The 20,318-nt window shown below is 31.4% G+C and carries 23 protein-coding genes, 1 tRNA gene and 1 riboswitch; of the genes, 22 read left to right on the top strand and 2 right to left on the bottom strand.

Features of this window, described 5'->3' with window-relative positions:
• Nucleotides 1-2: 2 nt before the first annotated feature.
• Both ACZ41D_RS11760 and ACZ41D_RS11755 read right to left on the bottom strand, forming a co-directional pair.
• Nucleotides 3-713 carry a tRNA 2-thiocytidine biosynthesis TtcA family protein gene (locus ACZ41D_RS11760; protein ID WP_464151599.1) on the bottom strand — a complete coding sequence of 237 codons (711 nt, stop codon included), beginning with the start codon at nt 711-713 and terminating at the stop codon, nt 3-5.
• 150 nt (nt 714-863) lie between these two features.
• Nucleotides 864-940: transfer RNA gene (locus ACZ41D_RS11755), tRNA-Pro, on the bottom strand.
• 351 nt (nt 941-1,291) lie between these two features.
• Here ACZ41D_RS11755 and ACZ41D_RS11750 point away from each other — a divergent pair.
• From ACZ41D_RS11750 to ACZ41D_RS11645, 22 genes are all read left to right on the top strand, one after another.
• Entirely contained in the window at nt 1,292-1,762 is a 471-nt protein-coding gene (locus ACZ41D_RS11750) for a COG2426 family protein (RefSeq protein ID WP_464151598.1), read from the top strand.
• A 97-nt stretch (nt 1,763-1,859) separates the two neighbouring features.
• Nucleotides 1,860-1,967, top strand: a riboswitch (SAM riboswitch).
• Between the two features lie 68 nt (nt 1,968-2,035).
• Nucleotides 2,036-3,220, top strand: coding sequence for a methionine adenosyltransferase (gene metK / locus ACZ41D_RS11745; RefSeq protein ID WP_464151597.1), 1,185 nt, complete (start codon nt 2,036-2,038; stop codon nt 3,218-3,220).
• Between the two features lie 117 nt (nt 3,221-3,337).
• A complete protein-coding gene (locus ACZ41D_RS11740; RefSeq protein ID WP_464151596.1) occupies nt 3,338-3,649 on the top strand; it encodes a hypothetical protein in 312 nt (103 codons plus the stop codon).
• Between the two features lie 236 nt (nt 3,650-3,885).
• Entirely contained in the window at nt 3,886-4,449 is a 564-nt protein-coding gene (locus ACZ41D_RS11735; protein ID WP_464151595.1) for a sigma-70 family RNA polymerase sigma factor, read from the top strand.
• A 119-nt stretch (nt 4,450-4,568) separates the two neighbouring features.
• The gene (locus ACZ41D_RS11730) at nt 4,569-4,793 is read left to right on the top strand and encodes a DUF1659 domain-containing protein (RefSeq protein WP_464151594.1); all 225 of its coding nucleotides are present in this window, start codon (nt 4,569-4,571) and stop codon (nt 4,791-4,793) included.
• Nucleotides 4,794-4,840: 47 nt separating this feature from the next.
• Nucleotides 4,841-5,065, top strand: coding sequence for a DUF2922 domain-containing protein (locus tag ACZ41D_RS11725; protein ID WP_464151593.1), 225 nt, complete (start codon nt 4,841-4,843; stop codon nt 5,063-5,065).
• 87 nt (nt 5,066-5,152) lie between these two features.
• A complete protein-coding gene (locus ACZ41D_RS11720) occupies nt 5,153-5,293 on the top strand; it encodes a YvrJ family protein (RefSeq protein ID WP_464151592.1) in 141 nt (46 codons plus the stop codon).
• An 88-nt stretch (nt 5,294-5,381) separates the two neighbouring features.
• Nucleotides 5,382-5,966 carry a competence protein ComK gene (locus ACZ41D_RS11715; RefSeq protein ID WP_464151591.1) on the top strand — a complete coding sequence of 195 codons (585 nt, stop codon included), beginning with the start codon at nt 5,382-5,384 and terminating at the stop codon, nt 5,964-5,966.
• Between the two features lie 58 nt (nt 5,967-6,024).
• Nucleotides 6,025-6,414: a hypothetical protein gene (locus ACZ41D_RS11710; RefSeq protein WP_464151590.1), complete on the top strand. Its 390-nt coding sequence runs from the start codon at nt 6,025-6,027 to the stop codon at nt 6,412-6,414.
• Nucleotides 6,415-6,590: 176 nt separating this feature from the next.
• The gene (gene recD2, locus ACZ41D_RS11705; RefSeq protein WP_464151589.1) at nt 6,591-8,870 is read left to right on the top strand and encodes an SF1B family DNA helicase RecD2; all 2,280 of its coding nucleotides are present in this window, start codon (nt 6,591-6,593) and stop codon (nt 8,868-8,870) included.
• Nucleotides 8,857-9,609 (top strand): double zinc ribbon domain-containing protein, encoded by a 753-nt coding sequence (locus tag ACZ41D_RS11700; RefSeq protein ID WP_464151588.1) that lies wholly within the window; start codon nt 8,857-8,859, stop codon nt 9,607-9,609. The genes recD2 and ACZ41D_RS11700 overlap by 14 nt, the downstream gene beginning before the upstream one ends.
• Before the next feature lie 38 nt (nt 9,610-9,647).
• Nucleotides 9,648-10,061 carry a TIGR03826 family flagellar region protein gene (locus ACZ41D_RS11695; protein WP_464151587.1) on the top strand — a complete coding sequence of 138 codons (414 nt, stop codon included), beginning with the start codon at nt 9,648-9,650 and terminating at the stop codon, nt 10,059-10,061.
• 69 nt (nt 10,062-10,130) lie between these two features.
• Entirely contained in the window at nt 10,131-10,424 is a 294-nt protein-coding gene (flgM, locus tag ACZ41D_RS11690; protein ID WP_464151586.1) for a flagellar biosynthesis anti-sigma factor FlgM, read from the top strand.
• 15 nt (nt 10,425-10,439) lie between these two features.
• A complete protein-coding gene (locus ACZ41D_RS11685; RefSeq protein ID WP_464151585.1) occupies nt 10,440-10,940 on the top strand; it encodes a flagellar protein FlgN in 501 nt (166 codons plus the stop codon).
• Between the two features lie 24 nt (nt 10,941-10,964).
• Complete coding sequence (flgK, locus tag ACZ41D_RS11680; protein ID WP_464151584.1) at nt 10,965-12,389, top strand: flagellar hook-associated protein FlgK; 1,425 nt, start codon at nt 10,965-10,967, stop codon at nt 12,387-12,389.
• Between the two features lie 12 nt (nt 12,390-12,401).
• Nucleotides 12,402-13,829 carry a flagellar hook-associated protein FlgK gene (gene flgK, locus ACZ41D_RS11675; protein ID WP_464151583.1) on the top strand — a complete coding sequence of 476 codons (1,428 nt, stop codon included), beginning with the start codon at nt 12,402-12,404 and terminating at the stop codon, nt 13,827-13,829.
• Between the two features lie 16 nt (nt 13,830-13,845).
• Nucleotides 13,846-14,769 (top strand): flagellar hook-associated protein FlgL, encoded by a 924-nt coding sequence (flgL, locus tag ACZ41D_RS11670; protein WP_464151582.1) that lies wholly within the window; start codon nt 13,846-13,848, stop codon nt 14,767-14,769.
• Between the two features lie 414 nt (nt 14,770-15,183).
• A complete protein-coding gene (locus ACZ41D_RS11665) occupies nt 15,184-15,735 on the top strand; it encodes a DUF6470 family protein (protein WP_464151581.1) in 552 nt (183 codons plus the stop codon).
• Nucleotides 15,736-16,140: 405 nt separating this feature from the next.
• Nucleotides 16,141-16,602, top strand: a complete 462-nt coding sequence (gene fliW, locus ACZ41D_RS11660; protein ID WP_464151580.1) for a flagellar assembly protein FliW — start codon at nt 16,141-16,143, stop codon at nt 16,600-16,602.
• 23 nt (nt 16,603-16,625) lie between these two features.
• Complete coding sequence (locus tag ACZ41D_RS11655) at nt 16,626-18,059, top strand: transposase (protein WP_464151579.1); 1,434 nt, start codon at nt 16,626-16,628, stop codon at nt 18,057-18,059.
• Between the two features lie 257 nt (nt 18,060-18,316).
• Complete coding sequence (gene csrA, locus ACZ41D_RS11650) at nt 18,317-18,538, top strand: carbon storage regulator CsrA (RefSeq protein ID WP_464151578.1); 222 nt, start codon at nt 18,317-18,319, stop codon at nt 18,536-18,538.
• Nucleotides 18,539-18,716: 178 nt separating this feature from the next.
• Nucleotides 18,717-20,132 (top strand): flagellin N-terminal helical domain-containing protein, encoded by a 1,416-nt coding sequence (locus ACZ41D_RS11645; RefSeq protein ID WP_464151577.1) that lies wholly within the window; start codon nt 18,717-18,719, stop codon nt 20,130-20,132.
• The last annotated feature ends 186 nt before the right edge of the window (nt 20,133-20,318 follow it).

The raw sequence follows: 20,318 nt of genomic DNA, 5'->3' as shown, positions 1-20,318 counted from the left end.
TTTTATTCCCATAGTTTAACTTGGTCTTTATTTCTTATTGCAGTCATTATTCTTTCCCTAGCTTCAGGGATTTCTTTATATATATCTTTTAACATTAATTTTATTTCTTCCCTTTTAGTTTTTTTATCCATAGGGCATGGACTTTTTATTACTGGTATTTTGTATTTTTCTATTGCACCTATAACCTGATGTTCTGTTAGATATATCATAGGCCTAATAGCGTGTATATCTTTTCTTGAGAGATAGGTTTTAGGTAAAAAAGTATTAATCCTTCCTTCATAAAACATACTTATAAAAAGGGTTTCTATGACATCATCACTGTGATGGCCTAGTGCAACCTTATTACAGTTTTTTTCTTTTATAGCATTGTGAAGAGCTCCTCTCCTCATTTTTGCACAAAGTGAACAAGGATTTTTTTCATTCCTCAAATCAAATACTACTTTTCCTATATGAGTTTTAATTATTGTATAAGGAACATCTATCTTTGTACAAAATTCTTCTACAGGTGATAAATCAAAGCCTTCAAATCCCATGTCTATAGTAAAGGCTTCCAAATCAAATTTGTAAGGACTAAAGCCTTGGAATAATTTCAATCCATATAATAGTAGCATACTATCCTTACCTCCAGATAGGCCTACTCCTATTTTGTCTCCGTCTTCTATTAGTTTGTACTCTTCTATAGCTTTTCTCATAGCTCCTAATATTCTCTTCATTATATCCTTCCTTTTCTTTTGCAGATTTTAACCTTATATGTATTATATAATACTTATTTATTAAATAAGATTATATTTTCATTACAAATGTATTACATGAGGAAAAAGTCAAAAAAAAGAAAAAACAGCATTCATGCTGTTTTTTCTTTTTGGTCGGGGTGGAGGGACTCGAACCCCCGGCCCCATGGTCCCAAACCACGTGCGCTACCAAACTGCGCTACACCCCGCTGCTTACAAATTGATATTATATAGTAATACGCAACTTATTTCAAAGCTTAATATCTGCTAAATATCAATGGATTTTAAGAAATAGTGTCATAATATAAGAAATATCTCATATTTTCTTATATATGCACTATTTTTTATTAGATTGAGAAAATAGCATAATTACTATGTCGTACAAAAATTTAACCTTGCTAAATTTTTTAAATTATTTTATTATGCAATTTCCTAGATTTATTAAAAAATAATGCATATTAAATCTAAATATTATTAAAGAATAGGGAGCAAAATCTTTATATTATCCGTCTAATAATATATAATAAATATCAGCAGAATTTATTTATACGGAGGTAAATATGGGGGAGATATTAGAGGTTATTAAAGATGAGTTTTTGGTTATAGCTCTTGCTGCAGCACCTATATCAGAACTAAGAGGGGCAATACCTTTTGGCATAAAGCTTGGCTTTAGTCCTTTACATAGTACAATATTAAGCATTATAGGGAATTTATTAATTGTTCCTGTATTATTATTATGTTTAAAACCGATATTTAGATTTTTAGGGAAATTTAAAATATTTGAAGGAATATTAGCATGGATAAGAAAAAGGACTATTAGGAGAAGTGCAAAAGTAAAGAAATATAGTACATTAGGGTTATTTCTTCTTGTAGCTATTCCTCTTCCAACTACCGGAGCTTGGACTGGGTGTCTAGCAGCGACTTTTTTTAATATTGATTTCAAGAGTGCATTGTTGGCTATATCTAGTGGGGTTATAGCTGCAGGTATTATTGTCTTTAGCATTAGCTATCGAGTAACAACATTATTATAGGATGTTTATTATCGACTTATGTGTCAAAATAAATGTTGACATGCTGTATATTTGTGATATAATACTCTTGAGATAAAAGTGAATAAAAATCTTGATTACCTTATCAAGAGTGGTGGAGGGAATGGGCCCTTTGAAACCCGGCAACCAGGAAGATTTTATTCCAAGGTGCTAAATCCCACAGGATGTAAATTCTGAAAGATGAGGTTTATGAGAATTATGCCTTTTCCTTTTGGAAGAGGCTTTTTTAATATTAAAATATGGGAGGAGTATTATATGAGAAAATGGTTATTTACATCAGAGTCTGTTACTGAAGGTCATCCTGATAAAATATGCGACCAAATATCTGATGCTATACTTGATGCTATAATGGAAAAGGATCCCAATGGTAGGGTGGCTTGTGAAACATCTGTTTCTACTGGCTTAGTTTTAATATCTGGTGAGATTACAACTGAGCATTATGTAGATATTCCAAGTATTGTAAGACAAACTATAAAAGATATTGGATATACTAGGGCAAAATATGGATTTGATGGTGATACATGTGCAGTGTTAACTTCTATAGATGAACAGTCACCTGATATCGCTATGGGAGTTAATAGAGCATTGGAGCATAGGGAAAATGGTGAGGACGAATTAGATTTAATAGGAGCTGGAGACCAAGGTATAATGTTTGGCTTTGCTTGCAATGAAACTCCAGAGCTAATGCCTATGCCTATATCATTGGCTCATAAACTTGCAAAAAAACTAGCAGATGTAAGAAAGAATGGCACACTTGATTATTTAAGGCCAGATGGAAAAACTCAAGTTACAATTGAATATCATGATGATAAACCTGTAAGAGTAGACACTATAGTTATTTCTACACAACATAGTCCAGATGTGGACTTAAAGACTATAGAAAGAGACTTAAAAGAGCATGTTATTAAAAAAGTAATACCTGATAAGTTGTTAGATGAAAAAACTAGGTATCTTGTAAATCCTACAGGTAGGTTTGTTGTTGGAGGGCCTCATGGAGACGCTGGGCTAACTGGAAGAAAGATTATTGTAGATACTTATGGTGGATATGCACGTCACGGTGGCGGAGCATTTTCAGGAAAGGATCCAACAAAGGTAGATAGGTCTGCTACATATGCTGCAAGGTATGTAGCTAAAAATATAGTGGCAGCAGGATTAGCAGATAAATGCGAAGTACAAATTGCCTATGCTATAGGTGTTGCTAGACCAGTATCAGTATTGATAGATACTTTTGGTACAAACAAAATTGAAGAAAGTAAGATACAAGAACTTGTTAATAAACATTTTGATTTAAGACCTGCAGCTATTATTAGGGATTTAGACTTGAGAAGGCCAATATACAAACAAGTAGCTGCTTATGGACATTTTGGTAGAACGGATATTGATTTACCATGGGAAAAGACTGATAAAGCTGAGATACTTAAAAAGGAAGCTGAATTATAAAATAAAACCTGGGAGCATGATAAATGTTCTCAGGTTTTTTAGCATTAGTAACAATTATTGGCAATTACGAATAATATATAATAATATTTTTAAGCCAATATGAGATAGGTGATAGCAATGCTTTTATTTATTTTTACAGTTGTAGTATATATATTTTTTGTTTATGGAGTCATAGAATTTTTTAGAAAGTTATATTGGGATATCTTAAATAAAAAAGGAATTTTTACTGAAAAGAAAATAAATGTACTAATAGATGGTATAAATGATATAGAATATACAGTAAGACTTTTAAAAAAAGATTTTCATTATATATGCCTTATAGATAAAGAATATAGGGAAGAAATAGAAAATATAGTTGAGAATTTATCACATGATATGTACGTTGAATATATGACTTTAGAAGAAATAAGGAAAAAAGATAGTTCCTAAAAGGACTTTTTCTTTTTCCTTATTTTTTTATGTTTTAATTTTAGACAAGGAAATTGCTTGAACACAGAAGTATGAAAAGTTTACAATTTACAAAATTTTTTTAAGAACAAGGCTTGTTTATATATATAAGTATATAAGATTTGTAGATATTCTTGATTTTTATATAGCATTGATATCGTTTATTATATATTCACCGGTAAATTTTGAGAGGTACCTCTCTTTAGGAGAGGAAAGTAGTGAATGATGAAATACAGGTTTTATTGATTAAATCTTTAAGAGGAAACAATAAAGCAAAAGAAAAACTACTAAATAAGCTTAAACCAGCTATATTATCAGCTATAAAGAGATATTATAATGTTTGTCAAGAATACGATGACTTAATACAAGAGGGATATGAACTGATTTTAAAGTGTATGAAGGAATACGATTTTGATAAAAATGTTCATTTTTTATGGTTTGTTAAACTAAGGCTTAAATATTATTATTTAGATAAAAATAAAAAACAAATAGGATGTGTTTCATTAAACAGTCCTGTTTTTTCTGATAATGAAAATATAGAGCTTATAGATATTATTGCTGATGAGAAGCCTAACCATGAGGAAATAGTGATTAAAAATGAAAATATTAGAAAACTTTGTTATGGTATAAAAAATCTAACTCAAAGACAGAAAGATATAATTTTAAGGTATTATTTCAAAAATCAACCTATGAAGGATATAGCTCGGGAAATGGGTATATCATATAGAACGGTAGTAAATCTAAAGACTAAAGGTATAAATAAACTCAAAAAAATAATATAAAACTTTTTTTATTCGAGAAAATTGCATAATAAAATAATTTTACTTTAAAATTTTGACTTTTATGTATAGTAAATTTTATTTATCCCTTCTATGTAAGTAGTAGAAGGGAGGTGAATTAAATGGCAGTAAATACAGTGCCTCAACATTCTAAGCTTAAAATTCAGTACGATGCAGGCTTAGACAAAAAAGGAAACCAAATAGTTAAGTCAAAGACCTATTCAAGGATAAAAGCATCAGCAACAAATGAGGACGTTTATTCTGTAGCTGCATCTCTAACAGGATTGCAGGAGCTACCTTTAATAAGCGTTACAAGAATAGATGAAACTGAAATTGTAGAAGAATAGGTTGAAAGTGATTACTTTACTAATTTTCAAGTATAGGAGGTGAGCTTATGGAAACAAAGAGGTTAGAGATGACATTTAAAAATGCTTCAGATACAACTATGAAATTATCTGTGGACAATCCAAAGGAAGATCTTACTGACGCAGAAGTTAAAGCTGCTATGGAAAATATAGTAGCAAAGAATCTTTTTGATTCTACGGGAGGAGATTTAGTTGCAGTAGCTGGAGCGAGAATAGTAAGTACAAATATTGAAGATTTAGATGTAGTAAGTTAATTGAAAGTTTGAAAAGATGATTTGAATACTTGGCAGCGACGTAAGTCGCTGCTTATTTCATATGCATTAATCTAAGGAGGTGTTACTATGGAGGAAATTTATAGCAGCATAGCAAATCTAGGCTTTCCTATAGCTGTATCAATTTATCTTTTGGTGCGAATAGAAGGAAAACTAGATAGCTTAACACAAAGCATAAATGAACTCTCCAATGTAATAGCCAAAAAATAGATTATATAATTCCAAACATATCTTGACATCGAACATATGTTCGATTTATAATTATAGTATAATATAGCAGATTTAGGAGAGATATACAATGAAGGATATTGAAAAACTTATAGACAATGGAATTATGGCTATCATACCAGTGTATTTAGATATTAAAGGGAACAGTACAAAAGTTGTAACACTAAAAGAAGGATATATTTATATATATAAAACAATACAGACAGTAATCAAGTTGATAGCCCGATATTTTACTGTAGATTTGCAGTCTGTTAGAAAATATTATGGAGGTATGATAGGAGCAAAAAATATTGTTCCTATCCCTTTTAATAAGCAAAACATATACGTACCTATTAAAGTAAGGAAACCGATATCAAAAAATGATGGTTCAATGGCGTATTTCAATTTAAAAAGCATTGAAAGGATTGAAGATCAAGGATGCAATACATTTATTATTTTAAATGGGGGTGTAAAAGTAAAGACATTGCAAAAGAAAAACTCTGTAGAAAAGCAAATAATTCGTGGAAATCTAGTAGAAAAAATGTATAATGGTAAGATTGGAATTTCTGTTTGTGAAGACAGTATAGATTTTTACGAAGAATCAAGCAAATTAGCTACAAAGGCAGATATTGCTGTTATTAGAAATGAATTACTAGATATAAAAAGTAAACTGTAGCTGAAGTAAATTTGATTTTATTTATAACTATAGTATAATTTAATTAGGAGGGGAAAGAATGGAGAGAGAAATTTTAGAAATCTTAAAAAACATTGAAAAGGACATTAGCTCAATAAAAGGTGAAATAACATTGATGAAAGGCGAAATGGCATCAATGAAAGATGATATCACTACTATGAAAGGCGAAATGGCATCAATGAAAGATGATATCATTACTATGAAAGATGAAATTACTTCAATTAAAACTACCATTAATGAACATACTGAGATTCTTAGAGCTTTACAGCACTCTGCAGAAGTGAATAAAGCTGAACATGATAAAATGTCAAATGATATAGATCATATAAAAGGTGATGTTGAAACTATAAAGAAAGAGTTAAGACAAGTAGAAATGGTTACAGCAAATAACTGGGCTGATATTTCTAAATTAAAGTCATTAATGATATAATTTAAGTCAAGGATAACTCCTTGGCTTTTTTGTTTATAGCCTAGGATAAACTATGTCATACATGCTATAATAATGTTATAGAGGAAAATATTTTAACACTTTAATTATACTGCCTTCAGGCAAATTTTGAGAATAAGTTTTGTTTACCTATAGCATTAAAACTCGGGGGTATTAAATTGATTACTTTGCAAGGTACGGTTGAGGAGATAATTTTCCAAAATGAATCTAATGGGTATACTGTAGCAATATTGGAAACAGATGATGATGTGGTGACTATAGTAGGGTATATTCCGATACTTAACATAGGCGAAACCATTAAGGTAGAAGGAGATTGGGAAAATCATCAGAACTATGGGCAGCAGTTTAAGGTGACGAACTATTCTAGTGTTGTTCCTGCTACACTAAATGGAATAGAAAAGTATCTTGCCTCAGGATTGATTCCGGGAATAGGACCTAAAACTGCTAAAAAAATAGTTGAGAAATTTGGGGAGGATTCCATAGATATACTTCAATATAACCCACAAAGGCTTACAGAAGTAGAGGGCATAGGAGAAAAAAAGGTAACAAAGATAGCTGCTGCTTTTGAGGAACAACGAGAGCTTAGAGATGTGATGATATTTCTTCAAAGCTATGGTATAAGCCCTGGATATGGAGTAAAAATATACAAGAAATATGGCAGTGAAACGGTAAATAAGATAAAGGAAAATCCTTATAGGTTATCAGAAGATATATACGGCATAGGGTTTAAAATGGCAGATAAAATAGCTCAAAGTATGGGTATTGACCCAAATTCCATGTATAGAATATCCGCTGGAATAAAATTTAAATTGATGGAGTTTTCTGGATCAGGCCATACTTATGTACCAAAAGAGATACTCGTTAAACAATCAGTCAATCTTCTACAAGTACAAAAAGAACTTGTAGAAGAAGGAATAACAAGATTAGCTATAAATCAAGAAATACATATAGAAGTTTTTGATGATATTCAGTGCATATACTATATGCCATTTTACTATGCTGAAGCTAATGTAAGTAAAAAAATTATAGAAATATCCCAAGCTAATGTTGAAAAATTGGATGTAGACATAGACAATGAAATAAAAAGAATAGAGAAAGAAGAAAATATAACACTTGCTAAAAATCAGAGAGAAGCTATAAAACAATCTGTAGAGAACGGAGTTTTAGTTATTACTGGAGGGCCAGGTACAGGAAAAACTACTACAATAAACTGCATCATAAAACTATTTGAAGATAATGGATATACCATAACTTTAGCCGCACCTACAGGTAGGGCAGCAAAGAGAATGAGCGAAGCAACAGGTAGAGAAGCTAAAACTATACATAGGCTTTTAGAATATAGCTTCATAGATGATGAAATAGGTATGGCCTTTTCAAAAGACGAAGGTTCTCCTTTAGAATCTGATGTTGTAATTATAGATGAAGTGTCTATGGTAGATATTTTACTTATGAATAATTTAACCAAAGCAATATTACCAGGCACAAGACTAATACTTGTTGGAGATATAGACCAGCTGCCTTCAGTAGGACCAGGAAATGTTTTACGTGATATTATAAATTGTGGAATTATAAAAGTTGTAACTTTAGATGAGATATTTAGACAAGCAAGAGAGAGCATGATAGTAGTAAATGCCCACAGAATAAATAAGGGACAAAAACCTATATTGAACACGAAAGGTAAAGACTTTTTTTTCATAACAAAAACTAATAACAAAGATATAGAAGATACTATAATTGGACTTAGCAAAGAGAGATTGCCTAAGTTTAATGGATACGACCCAGTCAAGGACATACAAATATTATCACCAATGAAAAAAGGAGATGTAGGAGTAAATAGTTTAAATCAGAAACTGCAGCAGGCTTTAAATCCTAAAAGCCCTGATAAAGCAGAAAAAAAGGTTGGAGAGTTTATATACAGGGTTGGCGACAAGGTTATGCAGATTAAAAATAATTACAGAGCTAAGTGGAAGATTATAGAAAATAACATAAAAATAGAGGAAGGAGAAGGAGTATTTAACGGAGATATAGGTTATATAATTGATATAGACGAAGAAGAAAGTGAAGTGAAAGTGTTATTTGATGACAATAAAGAGGTAGTATATAGCTTTAGTCAGTTAGACGAGCTAAGACTTGCCTATGCAACAACTATACATAAAAGTCAGGGAAGTGAGTTTCCTGTAGTTATCATACCTGCTACTTGGGGACCACCTATGCTCCTTACTAGAAATTTACTTTACACAGCTATTACTAGAGCAAGAGAATTAGTAGTTATAGTTGGAATGGAAAAATATTTATACACTATGATTAACAATAATCGTATCACCATGAGGTATTCAGGATTAAGCAAGAGAATAGGTAAGGTATTTGATTCTTTGATAGGTGGTGATATAGCCAAATCTCACCATAATAATGGGGAATTGGGAAATGTTGAAAATTAAGTCTATTTTAAAAGAAATCTATTTAACTTTTTTGGATTTACTTTATCCTGAAAAAAATATTTGTTTTATTTGTGAAGAGCATGATAGTAGTGCAAAAAATGCTCATATATGCTACAATTGTTTACAAGAGATGACTTTTTTAAAAGGACCAAGGTGTTCTATTTGTGGTAAACCACTTGGAAAAGGATATTTGCAAGATAAATGTCATGAATGTATAAATGAAAAGCATTATTTTACTAAGGCTATTTCACCTTTAGAATATACTGGAATAGTCAAAGAAGCAATATATAAGTATAAATATGGGAAAAAGAGCTATATGTACAAAGCATTAGGCCATATTTTAGTACAAGCCCTTCAAGACGAACCTTTTGATTACGTAGACATCATAGTACCAGTACCATTGCATAAAAAGAAAATGCAAAAAAGAGGATTTAACCAATCTGAACTTTTAGCCCAGTATATTTCAAAATCTTTGAATATTCCGTTAAATAAAAAAGATTTAGTTAGAGTAAGAAATACAGATACTCAAAATAAACTGGGAAAAAGTGAAAGGTACAAAAATGTCAAAGGAGCTTTTAAGGTACAAAATAATCAAGCTTTTAACGGTTTAACAGTATTACTTATAGACGATATACTAACCACAGGAGCTACTGCAGATGAATGCTCAAAGGTATTAATAAAATCAGGAGCAAAAAAAGTTTATGTTCTAGCATTAGCAACTGGAAGAAATCAGGGATGAGTACATTCCCATATCTTAATTTACAAGGAGGTTCGAATATGGATATTAGGAATTGCAGAATATGCGGGAAAATTTACGCATATGACGGATTTGATATTTGTTTATCTTGCAGAAGAAAAGAAGATGAAGAATTTAAAAAAGTAAAAGCATATATATATGATAACCCTAATGCTTCTATACAGGAAGTTTCAGAAGGAACAGGTGTAAGTGTAAAGAAAATATTAAGGTTTTTAAGAGAAGGTAAACTTGAATTGAAAGATGAAAATATTAATCTAATACTTGACTGTGAAAGATGTGGAGCACCTATTAAAACAGGGAGATTTTGCGATAAATGTAAAATTGAATTAGAAAGAGAGCTTAGAGCTTCAATATCGAACAATGTTAATAAGCGGGGTGAATACGAGAAAGGAGAAATGTATACTGCCCATAGACATATAAATAAAAATAAATAAATTCTTAAAGTTATACCTCATTTCTTCCGATAATATTTGTAGAAACAAGGAGAGAGATGGGGTGTTTTTATGAAGATTTATAATAATAAAGTGGCAAGGGCTTTAAGTATATATAATAAACAGGGGATAAATAAAAAAGGAAGGGTGAAAAGCAACAATAATTTAAAAAAGGATTCAGTAGAGCTATCAGGAAGAGCAAAAGATTTTCAAGTAGCAATGGAAGCATTAAAAAATGTGCCTGATGTTAGGCAAGACAAAGTTGATGAAATAAAAAAACAGATTAGTTCTGGGACCTATGTTGTTGATTCAGGTAAGATAGTTGAGAAGATATTTGAAAGCATAACTATAGATAAAAAAGTATAATTAGGTGGTGAAGAGATGAATCCTTTGATCGAAGAACTTAAGCAAGTTCTTACCGAAGAGCTAGAAATCTATAAAACTATACATGAATATGCGTTAAAAAAGACAGATATAATTACATCAGGGAAAATAAATGAACTAGACAAGTTAACTCAGATAGAGCAAACTCTAATAATAAAGATTGGAAAATTAGAAGATAAAAGGGAAGAAGTTATAGAAAAAATAGGAAAGAAGTTAAATTTAAAAAAAGATGTTAATCTATCTGCTATTATGCCTTATATAGATAAAAAAGATGAAAAAGAAATAAATGCTATTAGAGATGAATTTGTAAATTTGTTAAACAAACTTAAGGATAGAAATCAAATAAATAGTGTTCTCATAAAGGATTCATTAGAATATATAAACTTTAATATAAATCTATTAACTCAATCGACTTCTATAGAAGGAGCTACATATAGCAAAGATAAGGGAAAAGACGGATCAATTCAAAATAGAAATTTATTCGACAAAAAAGTATAAACAGCTATAAGCGAGGTGAATTAAATGAGCAACGGATTTTCAGGATTATCTATTTCATTATCTGGAATATACGCTAACAAAAAAGCATTAGATACTGTATCTCATAACATTGCTAATGTGAATAACAGTTACTATGTAAGGCAACAAGCAATACATGCTTTTTCTAGCTATAGCGATACATCAATAGGGGGATTTCAAGTAGGAACAGGAGTAGATGTTCAACAGATAAGACAGATAAGGGATGAATTTTTAGACATAAAATATAGACAAGAATCAAAAAAATATGGCTATTGGGAACAAAAAAACAAAGTTTATGAAGAAGTAGAAATAATATTAGATGAAATATCAGAAAATGGTTTGCAAAAGGTTATGGATCAGTTTTGGGATGGATGGAATGAGCTTGCTAAAGAACCAGACAGTCTTACTGTAAGGGCATTGCTTCACGAAAGGGCTGTTGCATTTACTGAAACAGTGAATAGGATAAGTGAACAGTTAGATAATTTGCAACTTAATTTAAATAAAGATATTTATAATAAAGTCGCTGAAGTCAACAAACTGACAGGAAAAATAGCAGAACTAAATGAGAAAATAGCTAGCTATGAAGTAATAGGTACTAAAGTTAGTGCCAATGATTATCGGGATACTAGAAATAATTTATTGGATGAATTATCAAAAATAGTTCCTATACAATATTATGAAGATAACAGAGGATATGTAACTGTTTCTATGGAAGGGAGAACTCTTGTTAGTGAAGATTATTGCACTACTATAACAACAAAACAAGATAATAAAGGATATGCACATATATATTGGGAGGATATAGATGAAAAGATAGACTTTAGTAAAAATGGCAGTAAAAATGGTCAGTTAGCAGGGTTAATAGAAGCTAGAGATGTGGATGTTGAAAACGTACGAAATAGGTTAAATGAGCTTGTTAAGAATATAGCAGGAAAAGTTAATGAAAAACATAAAGAAGGATATGATTTATTAGGCAATAATGAAAAAATTCCTTTCTTTGTTACTGAAGGCACATATAGTGAAAGTGATATAGACGCTTCAAACATTATCATAAATCCAGCATTAAATGATTTTAACAAAATAGCTGCAGGAAAAACTGAAGCTAAAGGGGATGGACAAATAGCTGAAGAGATAGTTAAATTAAGGTATCAACCTATGATTGGGGATATGACTAGCGATGATTACTATAGAGATATTATTTCTGAATTAGGAGTAAATTCACAGGAAGCAGCAAGTGGTATGGAGAGTCAAGGGATACTTCTTTTGCAGATAGATAATAACAGAAAAGCAATTTCTGGTGTATCTCTAGACGAAGAAATGGCAGACATGCTTAAATACCAGCATTCATATGAGGCAAATGCAAGAGTAGTAAATGCTATAGATGAAATGTTAGATAATATTATAAATAAAATGGGTATAGTAGGAAGATAGTGAGGTGAAAAAATGATAGGGTTTAATTCAGCAGTTTCAGGACTTTTAGCAAGCCAAAGAGCAATTTATGTTACTAATCACAATATTGATAACGCAAATACTGAGGGCTATTCTAGACAAGAAGCACTACAAAGGGCAACTAGTCCTATGTATTTACCTGGGATAGGTTTTTTAGGAACTGGAACTGAGATTTATGACATAATAAGGCATAGGGATTCCTATATAGATTTTAAATATTGGAATGAGAATGCACCTACTGGTGAATGGAATGTTAAGAGAGAAACACTAGTTGAACTGGAAAATCTCTTTGGAGAACCATCAGACAGTAGTTTTAGAAAATATATGGATGAATTTTTCAGTTCATTAGAGGATTTAAGTAAAAATCCTTCAGATTATTCTTATAGAGCAGCAGTAAGGGAAAAAGCAAAAGCTCTTACTATGCATATAAGAGAAACAGCAGAAAGATTGGACAACCTTATGGAAGAAACTGATTTTTCTATAAGTACAAAAGTAAATCAGATAAATAATATTGCAGATCAGATAAAGAACCTTAATGAACAAATTTATTCCCTTGAACTTGATGGAACCAAAGCTAATGACTTAAGGGACAGAAGAGAGCTTCTTGTAGATCAATTGTCTGAAATAATAAATGTACAAGTAAGTGAAAGTGATGATGGAAAATTTAGAGTAGGAATAGGTGGTATGGCTTTAGTTGACCACATCTATGTAAATGAGCTTAAATACGAAGCAAAAGATTCTAGTAAACCAGATGAAAAAGAAGTAATGTGGGAAAATGGAAATAGTCTCAAATTTAAGTCAGGAGAGCTTAAAGGTTTAATTGATGTACTGTATAGTGATGGAGAAGAGAGTACATATAGAGGTATACCTTTTTATAAAGAAAAGCTAAACACATTTGCTAGACAGTTGATAAGCAAGGTAAATGATGTTCATAGAAATGGATATGGGTTAAATGGAAGTTATGAGAAAGAATTTTTCACAGGCGAAGATGCTAATACTATTTCATTATCAGATGCCATACTAGACAATCTAGACAATATAGCTGCAGCTTATGTTGAAAAAGGAGAATTTAATGGTGAAGCTGAAAATAATAAAAATTTATTAAAATTAATAGCATTAAGAGAAAACAAGAAATTCTTCGAAGGAGGTAATTCACAAGGAACTCCAGATGATTTTATAAAATCAATATTATCCAATTTATCTGTAGATAGCCAGCAGGCAAGCAGAATGTCTGACACCCAAGGACTTATCATGGATAATATCGTACAAAAAAGAGATTCAGAATCAGGTGTAGAACTAAATGAAGAAATGACAAATATGATTAAATATCAGCATTCATACAATGCAGCAGCAAGAATGATAACAACCATAGATGCAATATTAAATGTAACAATAAATGGCATGGGCTTAGTAGGAAGATAGAAGGTGGTGATTAAAAATGAGAATAACAAATAACATGATTATAAACAACATTATGAGAAATTTAAATAACAATCTTAAACGAATGAATGATGTAAATCAACAATTATCAACAGGTAAAAAGTTTAAACTTCCATCTGATGACCCTATTGGCGTTTCCAAAAGTTTAAAATTAAATACAGATTTATCTAAGATAGAGCAGTATAAGAGAAATGCAGATGATGCATTATCTTGGATGGAAGTTACAGAATCAGCTGTAGCTGAAATAGGAGAGGTATTACAGAGAGCAAGAGAACTTGCTGTAGATGCAGCTAATGGCACTAAAACTCCAGATGACTTAAAAAAGATATCTTCTGAAATAGGGCAGTTGAAAGATCACATTATAAAGGTTGCAAATACAACTTATGCTGGGAGATACATATTTTCAGGATATAAAACAGACCAAGAGCTGTTAGTCGATGATGGAAAATATAACTTTGATCTAAAACAAGGTGAAGTATCTGTTTACAACGTAGGAGTTGCAGAAAATATAGAAGTAAATACAGTTGGACTAAAAATCTTTGGCACTGGAGATAGTGACTACTCTAGTGATGCTTCTGAAAATGATAAAAGCTATCTTATAGACGTATTTGATAAATTTGAGGACGCATTAAACAATGACGATAGCACAGTTATACAAGAAAGCATAGATAAAATAGATGGATGTATGAATCAATTATTGCAAGTAAGAGCAGACATTGGAGCAAAAACTAACAGACTTGAGCTTACAAAGAGCAAACTAGAGTCTCAGACGCTAACCTTTACAGAGCTTTTATCAAATAATGAAGATGTGGACATGGCAGAAGCTATCATGAATCTTAATGTAGAGCAAAATATTTATAGAGCATCTTTAGCTGCAGGAGCACAATCTATACAACCAAGCTTAATAGATTTTCTACGATAAAATTAGATCATTTTTTTAGTATTAGCAGCGAATTCATTCGCTGATTACCTAAATTAGGAGCCAAGGAATAGAATTAGGGACATACTTCAACTAACATAGAATTAGGGACATTCCTCAACAGGATAAGCTAGACCTCAAAAAGAGGTGTGTACCCATACCTTAATATTAATAAAAAGCCTATGGAAAATATACTTTCCCTGCTCCAGTATTCAAGCACTATTTAGGGTAAAGTATTAAGGTAGTGCTTAAATAAGTCGCGATGAAAGTAGATTTTCCAAGATATAACAATTAAAAAGTAACAGCGAATTTATTCGCTGATTACCTAAATCAAGGGCCATTGGGGACATTTCTCATCAGAATTAGCTAGACTTCAAAAAGAGATGTGTCCCTTTACCTTAATTAGAGGTGATAAATATGCCTTTTCAAATACAGTCACAACAAGCTAAAATTGGCATAAATACTGTAAAAGGTTCATTTTACATGAGGCAGCCTAAAGGAGAATTAAATATAGAAACTACTAAAACTAAAATGAACGTAGACAGAAAGCTTCCAATGGTAATTATAGACCAGCATCAATGTTTTGCAGAGGCTGGTCTTAAAAGTGTATTTGAATTAACTAGAGAATATGCTCAAATGGGAAGACAAAAAGTTTTAGAAGCAATTGCAAACATGAACCAAGAAGGAGATAGGTTGTCAGATATACGCGAAAATATGCCACCAGCTATACCTGAAATAGCTAAGAGCAAGATAGGCGGTGAAGAAAAGCAATTTAACATAGATACAATACCTAAAAGTAGACCTAAAATAGATGTAGAGGGCTATTTAAATATTTCTTGGGAAATAGGAGGAACAAATATCAACTATATTTCCCAAAAGCCTATCATTAACATAGAGAAAAATAAGGTAGAAATATATTTAAGACAAAGACCAAAGTTAGATATAAGATACATTGATGAAAGAGTATGATAAGACTGGGAACATTCCTTAACTACACATAGAATCGGGGACATTCCTCAGCTACAAAGGTTAGCTTAAAAGAGAGGTGTGTCCCCATACCTTAATCATATAAATTACCTATAGAAAAAATACTTTCCCTGCTCCGGTATTTAAGCACTAATTAGAGCTATATGTTAGGGTAGTGCTTAAATAAGTTGCGATGAAAGTATTTTTCCCAAGGCATAATTATTAACAGTAGGAGCGAATTCATTTGCTGTTTACCTTAATCTAGAATTATTAGAGATATTTTTCGAAGTAGCAGCGAATTTATTCGCTGATTACCTTAATTTGAAATGACTGAGGACATTTCTCAACAGAATTAGCTAGGCTTCAAAAAGAGATGTGTCCCCTTACCTTAATAAAAGGAGCGGTTACATGAAACTAAACACTAAACACTTCGGTGAAATAGAAATAAACGAAGAAGAAATATTATTTTTCCCAGATGGAATACTAGCTTTTGAAGAATACAAAAAATTTATTATCCTAGATACAACTGATAAAGATAACCCTTTTCAATGGCTACAATGCGTAGATCACCCAAATCTAGCTTTCGTCATAATAAATCCATTTTTATTTAAGAAGGATTATGAATTTGACATTCCTCAATCAGTAATAGACAAGCTTGAAATAGAAAAAACAGAGGATGTAGTAGTATATACTATAGTAGTTGTACCTGATGATATAAAAAAAATGACTGCAAATCTTTCAGGTCCCCTTATAATCAATGCAAGTAGCTCGTTGCAAAATACTACAACTAGCATAAATACTACATTTAAATCTATTGAAATGGATGGTTTTCCCCCATTTTTGGGTATATATATAATAAGAAATTGTTAATAACTCAAAGAAAGGAGAAAACCATGCCAGTTCAAGCTAAACAATTAAACTTTTGTGATATTTCTTCTGATTTTGATGTTTTTTTTAATCAAAACCAAAGTGATTTACTTTCTTTATTTGATCAATTTATTGATATTTCTAAATATATTCCTTTTTCTTTTTATCAAAAGTATTATTCTAATAAAGGTACTAGTAGGTATTTTTCTCTTGAATCTATGCTTTTAGCTTTTGTTCTTAAAAATATTTTATCTATCCCTACTATTGACCTTTTAATTTCTTTTTTACATATTTCTTCTGAGATGCGTAGCTTTTGTGGTTTCCTTAGAATTCCTCATAAGTCACAGTTCTCTAGGTTTAAATCTACTTTCTCTGATGAGTTAAGAGAAATGTTTCATTGTCTTGTTGATGTCACTGATGAATTAGCTAAAGATGTTAGCCCTTTTCTTTCTTCTATTTTAATTACTGATACTACTGGCTTTGAACCTTATGTGACTGAAAATAATCCTAAGTTTTATCAGTCTCAGCTACGTAAAGCGAAAGCTTATGATAAATCTATTAATAAAGGTAATCCTAATTCTAATTTTGATATCGAAAAATATGCTCAAAGTCTAATGCCTAAATCGGCATCTTCTAATAAAGACGCTAAGTTTTGTTACCTTAATGGTCATTTTGGTTATTATCAAAAAGCTGTTATTTCTACTAATGGTTTTGGCCTTATTAGAGATGTTAATTTTTATGACTCTGATAATAGTTTGTCTTTTGACCTTACTCCACAAGGGATTAAGGATTTATATGATGCTAAATCTCTAATTCCTTCTCTTGAAACTTTTTTTAGTATTCATCCTAATTTTAATTATAAATACTTTATTGGAGATTCTGGTTTTGATGCTGATGATAATTATGCTTATCTACATTCTAAAAATATTATGCCTATTATCAACATTAATCCTAGAAATTCTCCTAGTTTACCTCAACCTGGTTTTAATGAACTTGGTGTTCCTCTTTGCCCTATAAACCCTTCTTTACCTATGGTCTACGACGGTATTACTAGAGAAAAAGGTCGTGCTGATAGAATTAAGTATATCTGCCCTAAGGTAAAGAAAACCATTATAAATGGTAAAACTACCTATATTCTTAATTGTGATAATCCCTGCACCAAGTCAAAATGTGGGCGGATTAAACAACTTACTATCCATCATAGTTACAGATTTAATGCTTCTTTTCCTCGCGATAGCTTGAAATGGACTTTACTTTTCAAGCGAAGGACCATTATTGAAAGGTCGATATCGCAAATTAAAAATTTTATGCAGTTAAAAGTTACAAAAGTTCGTAATACAGTTTCCTTGAAATCTGATATTTTATTGGCTTGTATATCTCAATTAATTGCTTTCATACTTCTGTTTAAAACTCAAGAAAATCACGATAATCCTCTAGCGATAAAAACATTAATAGCATAATTTGAACATAATTGAATATTGATAAAAATTAAAGGTTTAATTAACCTTCGGTTTCTTATGCTCTTTTTTGTGGATTTTCTTATGCTATCGCATCTTTTATCTTGTTTTTCTGTGGATAAGTTCATTTTTTTATTCTGCAACTACCTAATCAATGCAAGAAAAAGGATGGGAAAGCAAATAATATTAGATAATAAAAATTACTCAACAAAGTATCTAATATTACAAAATAGTTCCAATAAGGGACAGGAGGAATAGTCATGCTTATACTCACAAGAAAAAAAGACGAAAGCATTGTCATAGGGGATAACATAGAAATAAAGGTTGTAAGCATAGAAGACGGAAAAGTAAAGCTAGGAATAAACGCACCAAAAAACATAGACATCCACAGAAAAGAAATATACGAAGAAATACAAAAAGAAAACAAAACTGCAGCAAATGTAGAAGGATTAGATCTAGAAGAGTTAAAAAAGCTTCTCTAGTGAAAATTTTTCTAAAGTTTTTTTAAACGACTGGGGACATTTCTCAACAGTATAAGCTAGACCTCAAAAAGAGATGTGTCCCCATACCATAATATAAAATTGGGTACATTTTCCAAATACAGAGATTAGCTTTAGTTATATCATAAGCTATCATCTACTGTAGCAGCGACTTCAGTCGATGTTATACTTAAATAAAAATTTTTCTAAAGTTTCCATATATCTTGTCGATATATATATTGAAAGCATAAAAGAAGTAAAAAAAACTCTGGCCAGAGCAAAAACTAAATTGGCAAGGATGCCAAAAAACAAAAATCAAGGAGGAGATTTCATGAGAATTAATCACAATTTAATGGCAATGAATACTCATCGTCAATTGGGTATCACAAACTCAGCTACTACAAAAGCAATGGAGAAATTATCTTCAGGCTTAAGAATTAACAGAGCTGGAGACGATGCTGCAGGTCTTGCAATATCTGAAAAAATGAGAGGGCAAATTAGAGGACTCACACAAGCATCTAGAAATGCACAAGACGGTATTTCTTTAGTTCAAACTGCAGAAGGTGCCTTGCAAGAAACTCAGGCTATACTTCAAAGAATGAGAGAATTAGCTGTACAGTCTGCTTCTGACACTAATGTAAATACAGATAGAAAAGCTATCCAGAGTGAAATTGATCAATTAGTTACAGAAATTGATAGAATATCAACTACTACAGAATTCAATACTCAGAAACTACTTGATGGTTCATTTAATGGTACCTTCCAGATTGGTGCTAATGAAACTCATACGATGGATTTGGCGATTACTGCAATTAATTCTTCTTCTTTAGGATTGGCTTCAAGTGTTACAATTGAAAACACAGCAGCCCCTACGGGTCTTCAAGATGGGGTATATACTATAGATGGATCTGCAATAAAAAATGCAGCAGGCGATGAAGTGGGTGTTGTAACAGATGATACTACATTAACATTAGCTAATGGATCAACAACTATCAAAATTGACAACAGAGTTAATGAAGGTGATGTTCTTACAGTAACTGATTCTTCAACAAAAATGACAATTACTAAGAACCTTGAAAGTGGACAAACAAATGATGTCTTAGCTGCAGGCAATTATACTTTAACGAGTAATGGTACAAACCTTGATGTAAACAAAGATGGTGTTAAAATTGGTACTGCAACTGCTTCAAGTTCAACAATTACACTCAATGATGGTACTACAACTATTGATGTAAATGCAGTGTTTGGTATTGAAGCCGCTGATATTGCTGCAGGGTACGAATTTAAAGTGAATGGTGCAGATGTTTCTACTCAATCTGCTGCTGAAGGTTCAATTTCTTCAATTAATGATGCTTTAGAATTTGTTTCAGCAGAAAGAGCTAAGCTTGGTGCTGTTCAAAATCGTCTTGAGCATACGATTAAGAATCTTGATACTACTTCAGAAAACTTACAGGCATCTGAATCAAGAATCAGAGACGTAGATATGGCAAAAGAAATGATGGAATTCACTAAGAATAATATTCTTCAACAAGCAGCTCAAGCTATGTTGGCTCAAGCACAGCAAAATCCTCAAGGAGTATTACAGCTATTAAGGTAATTTTTCTTAATGTTGTAGAAGCGAATTTATTCGCTTGTAAATTACCATATCATGATGTAATTTACCACATTAAGTAGTAGGTTCGAATTCATTCGAACAATACCATATAACAACGAGGAATTTGTTAAACAGGGTCCATTAGAGAGAAATCTCTAATAGCAAATCGGGTGAATTGCTGGAACTTCC

This window comes from Brassicibacter thermophilus, assembly GCF_055378355.1.
This window is presented reverse-complemented; position numbering and strand designations above follow the sequence as displayed.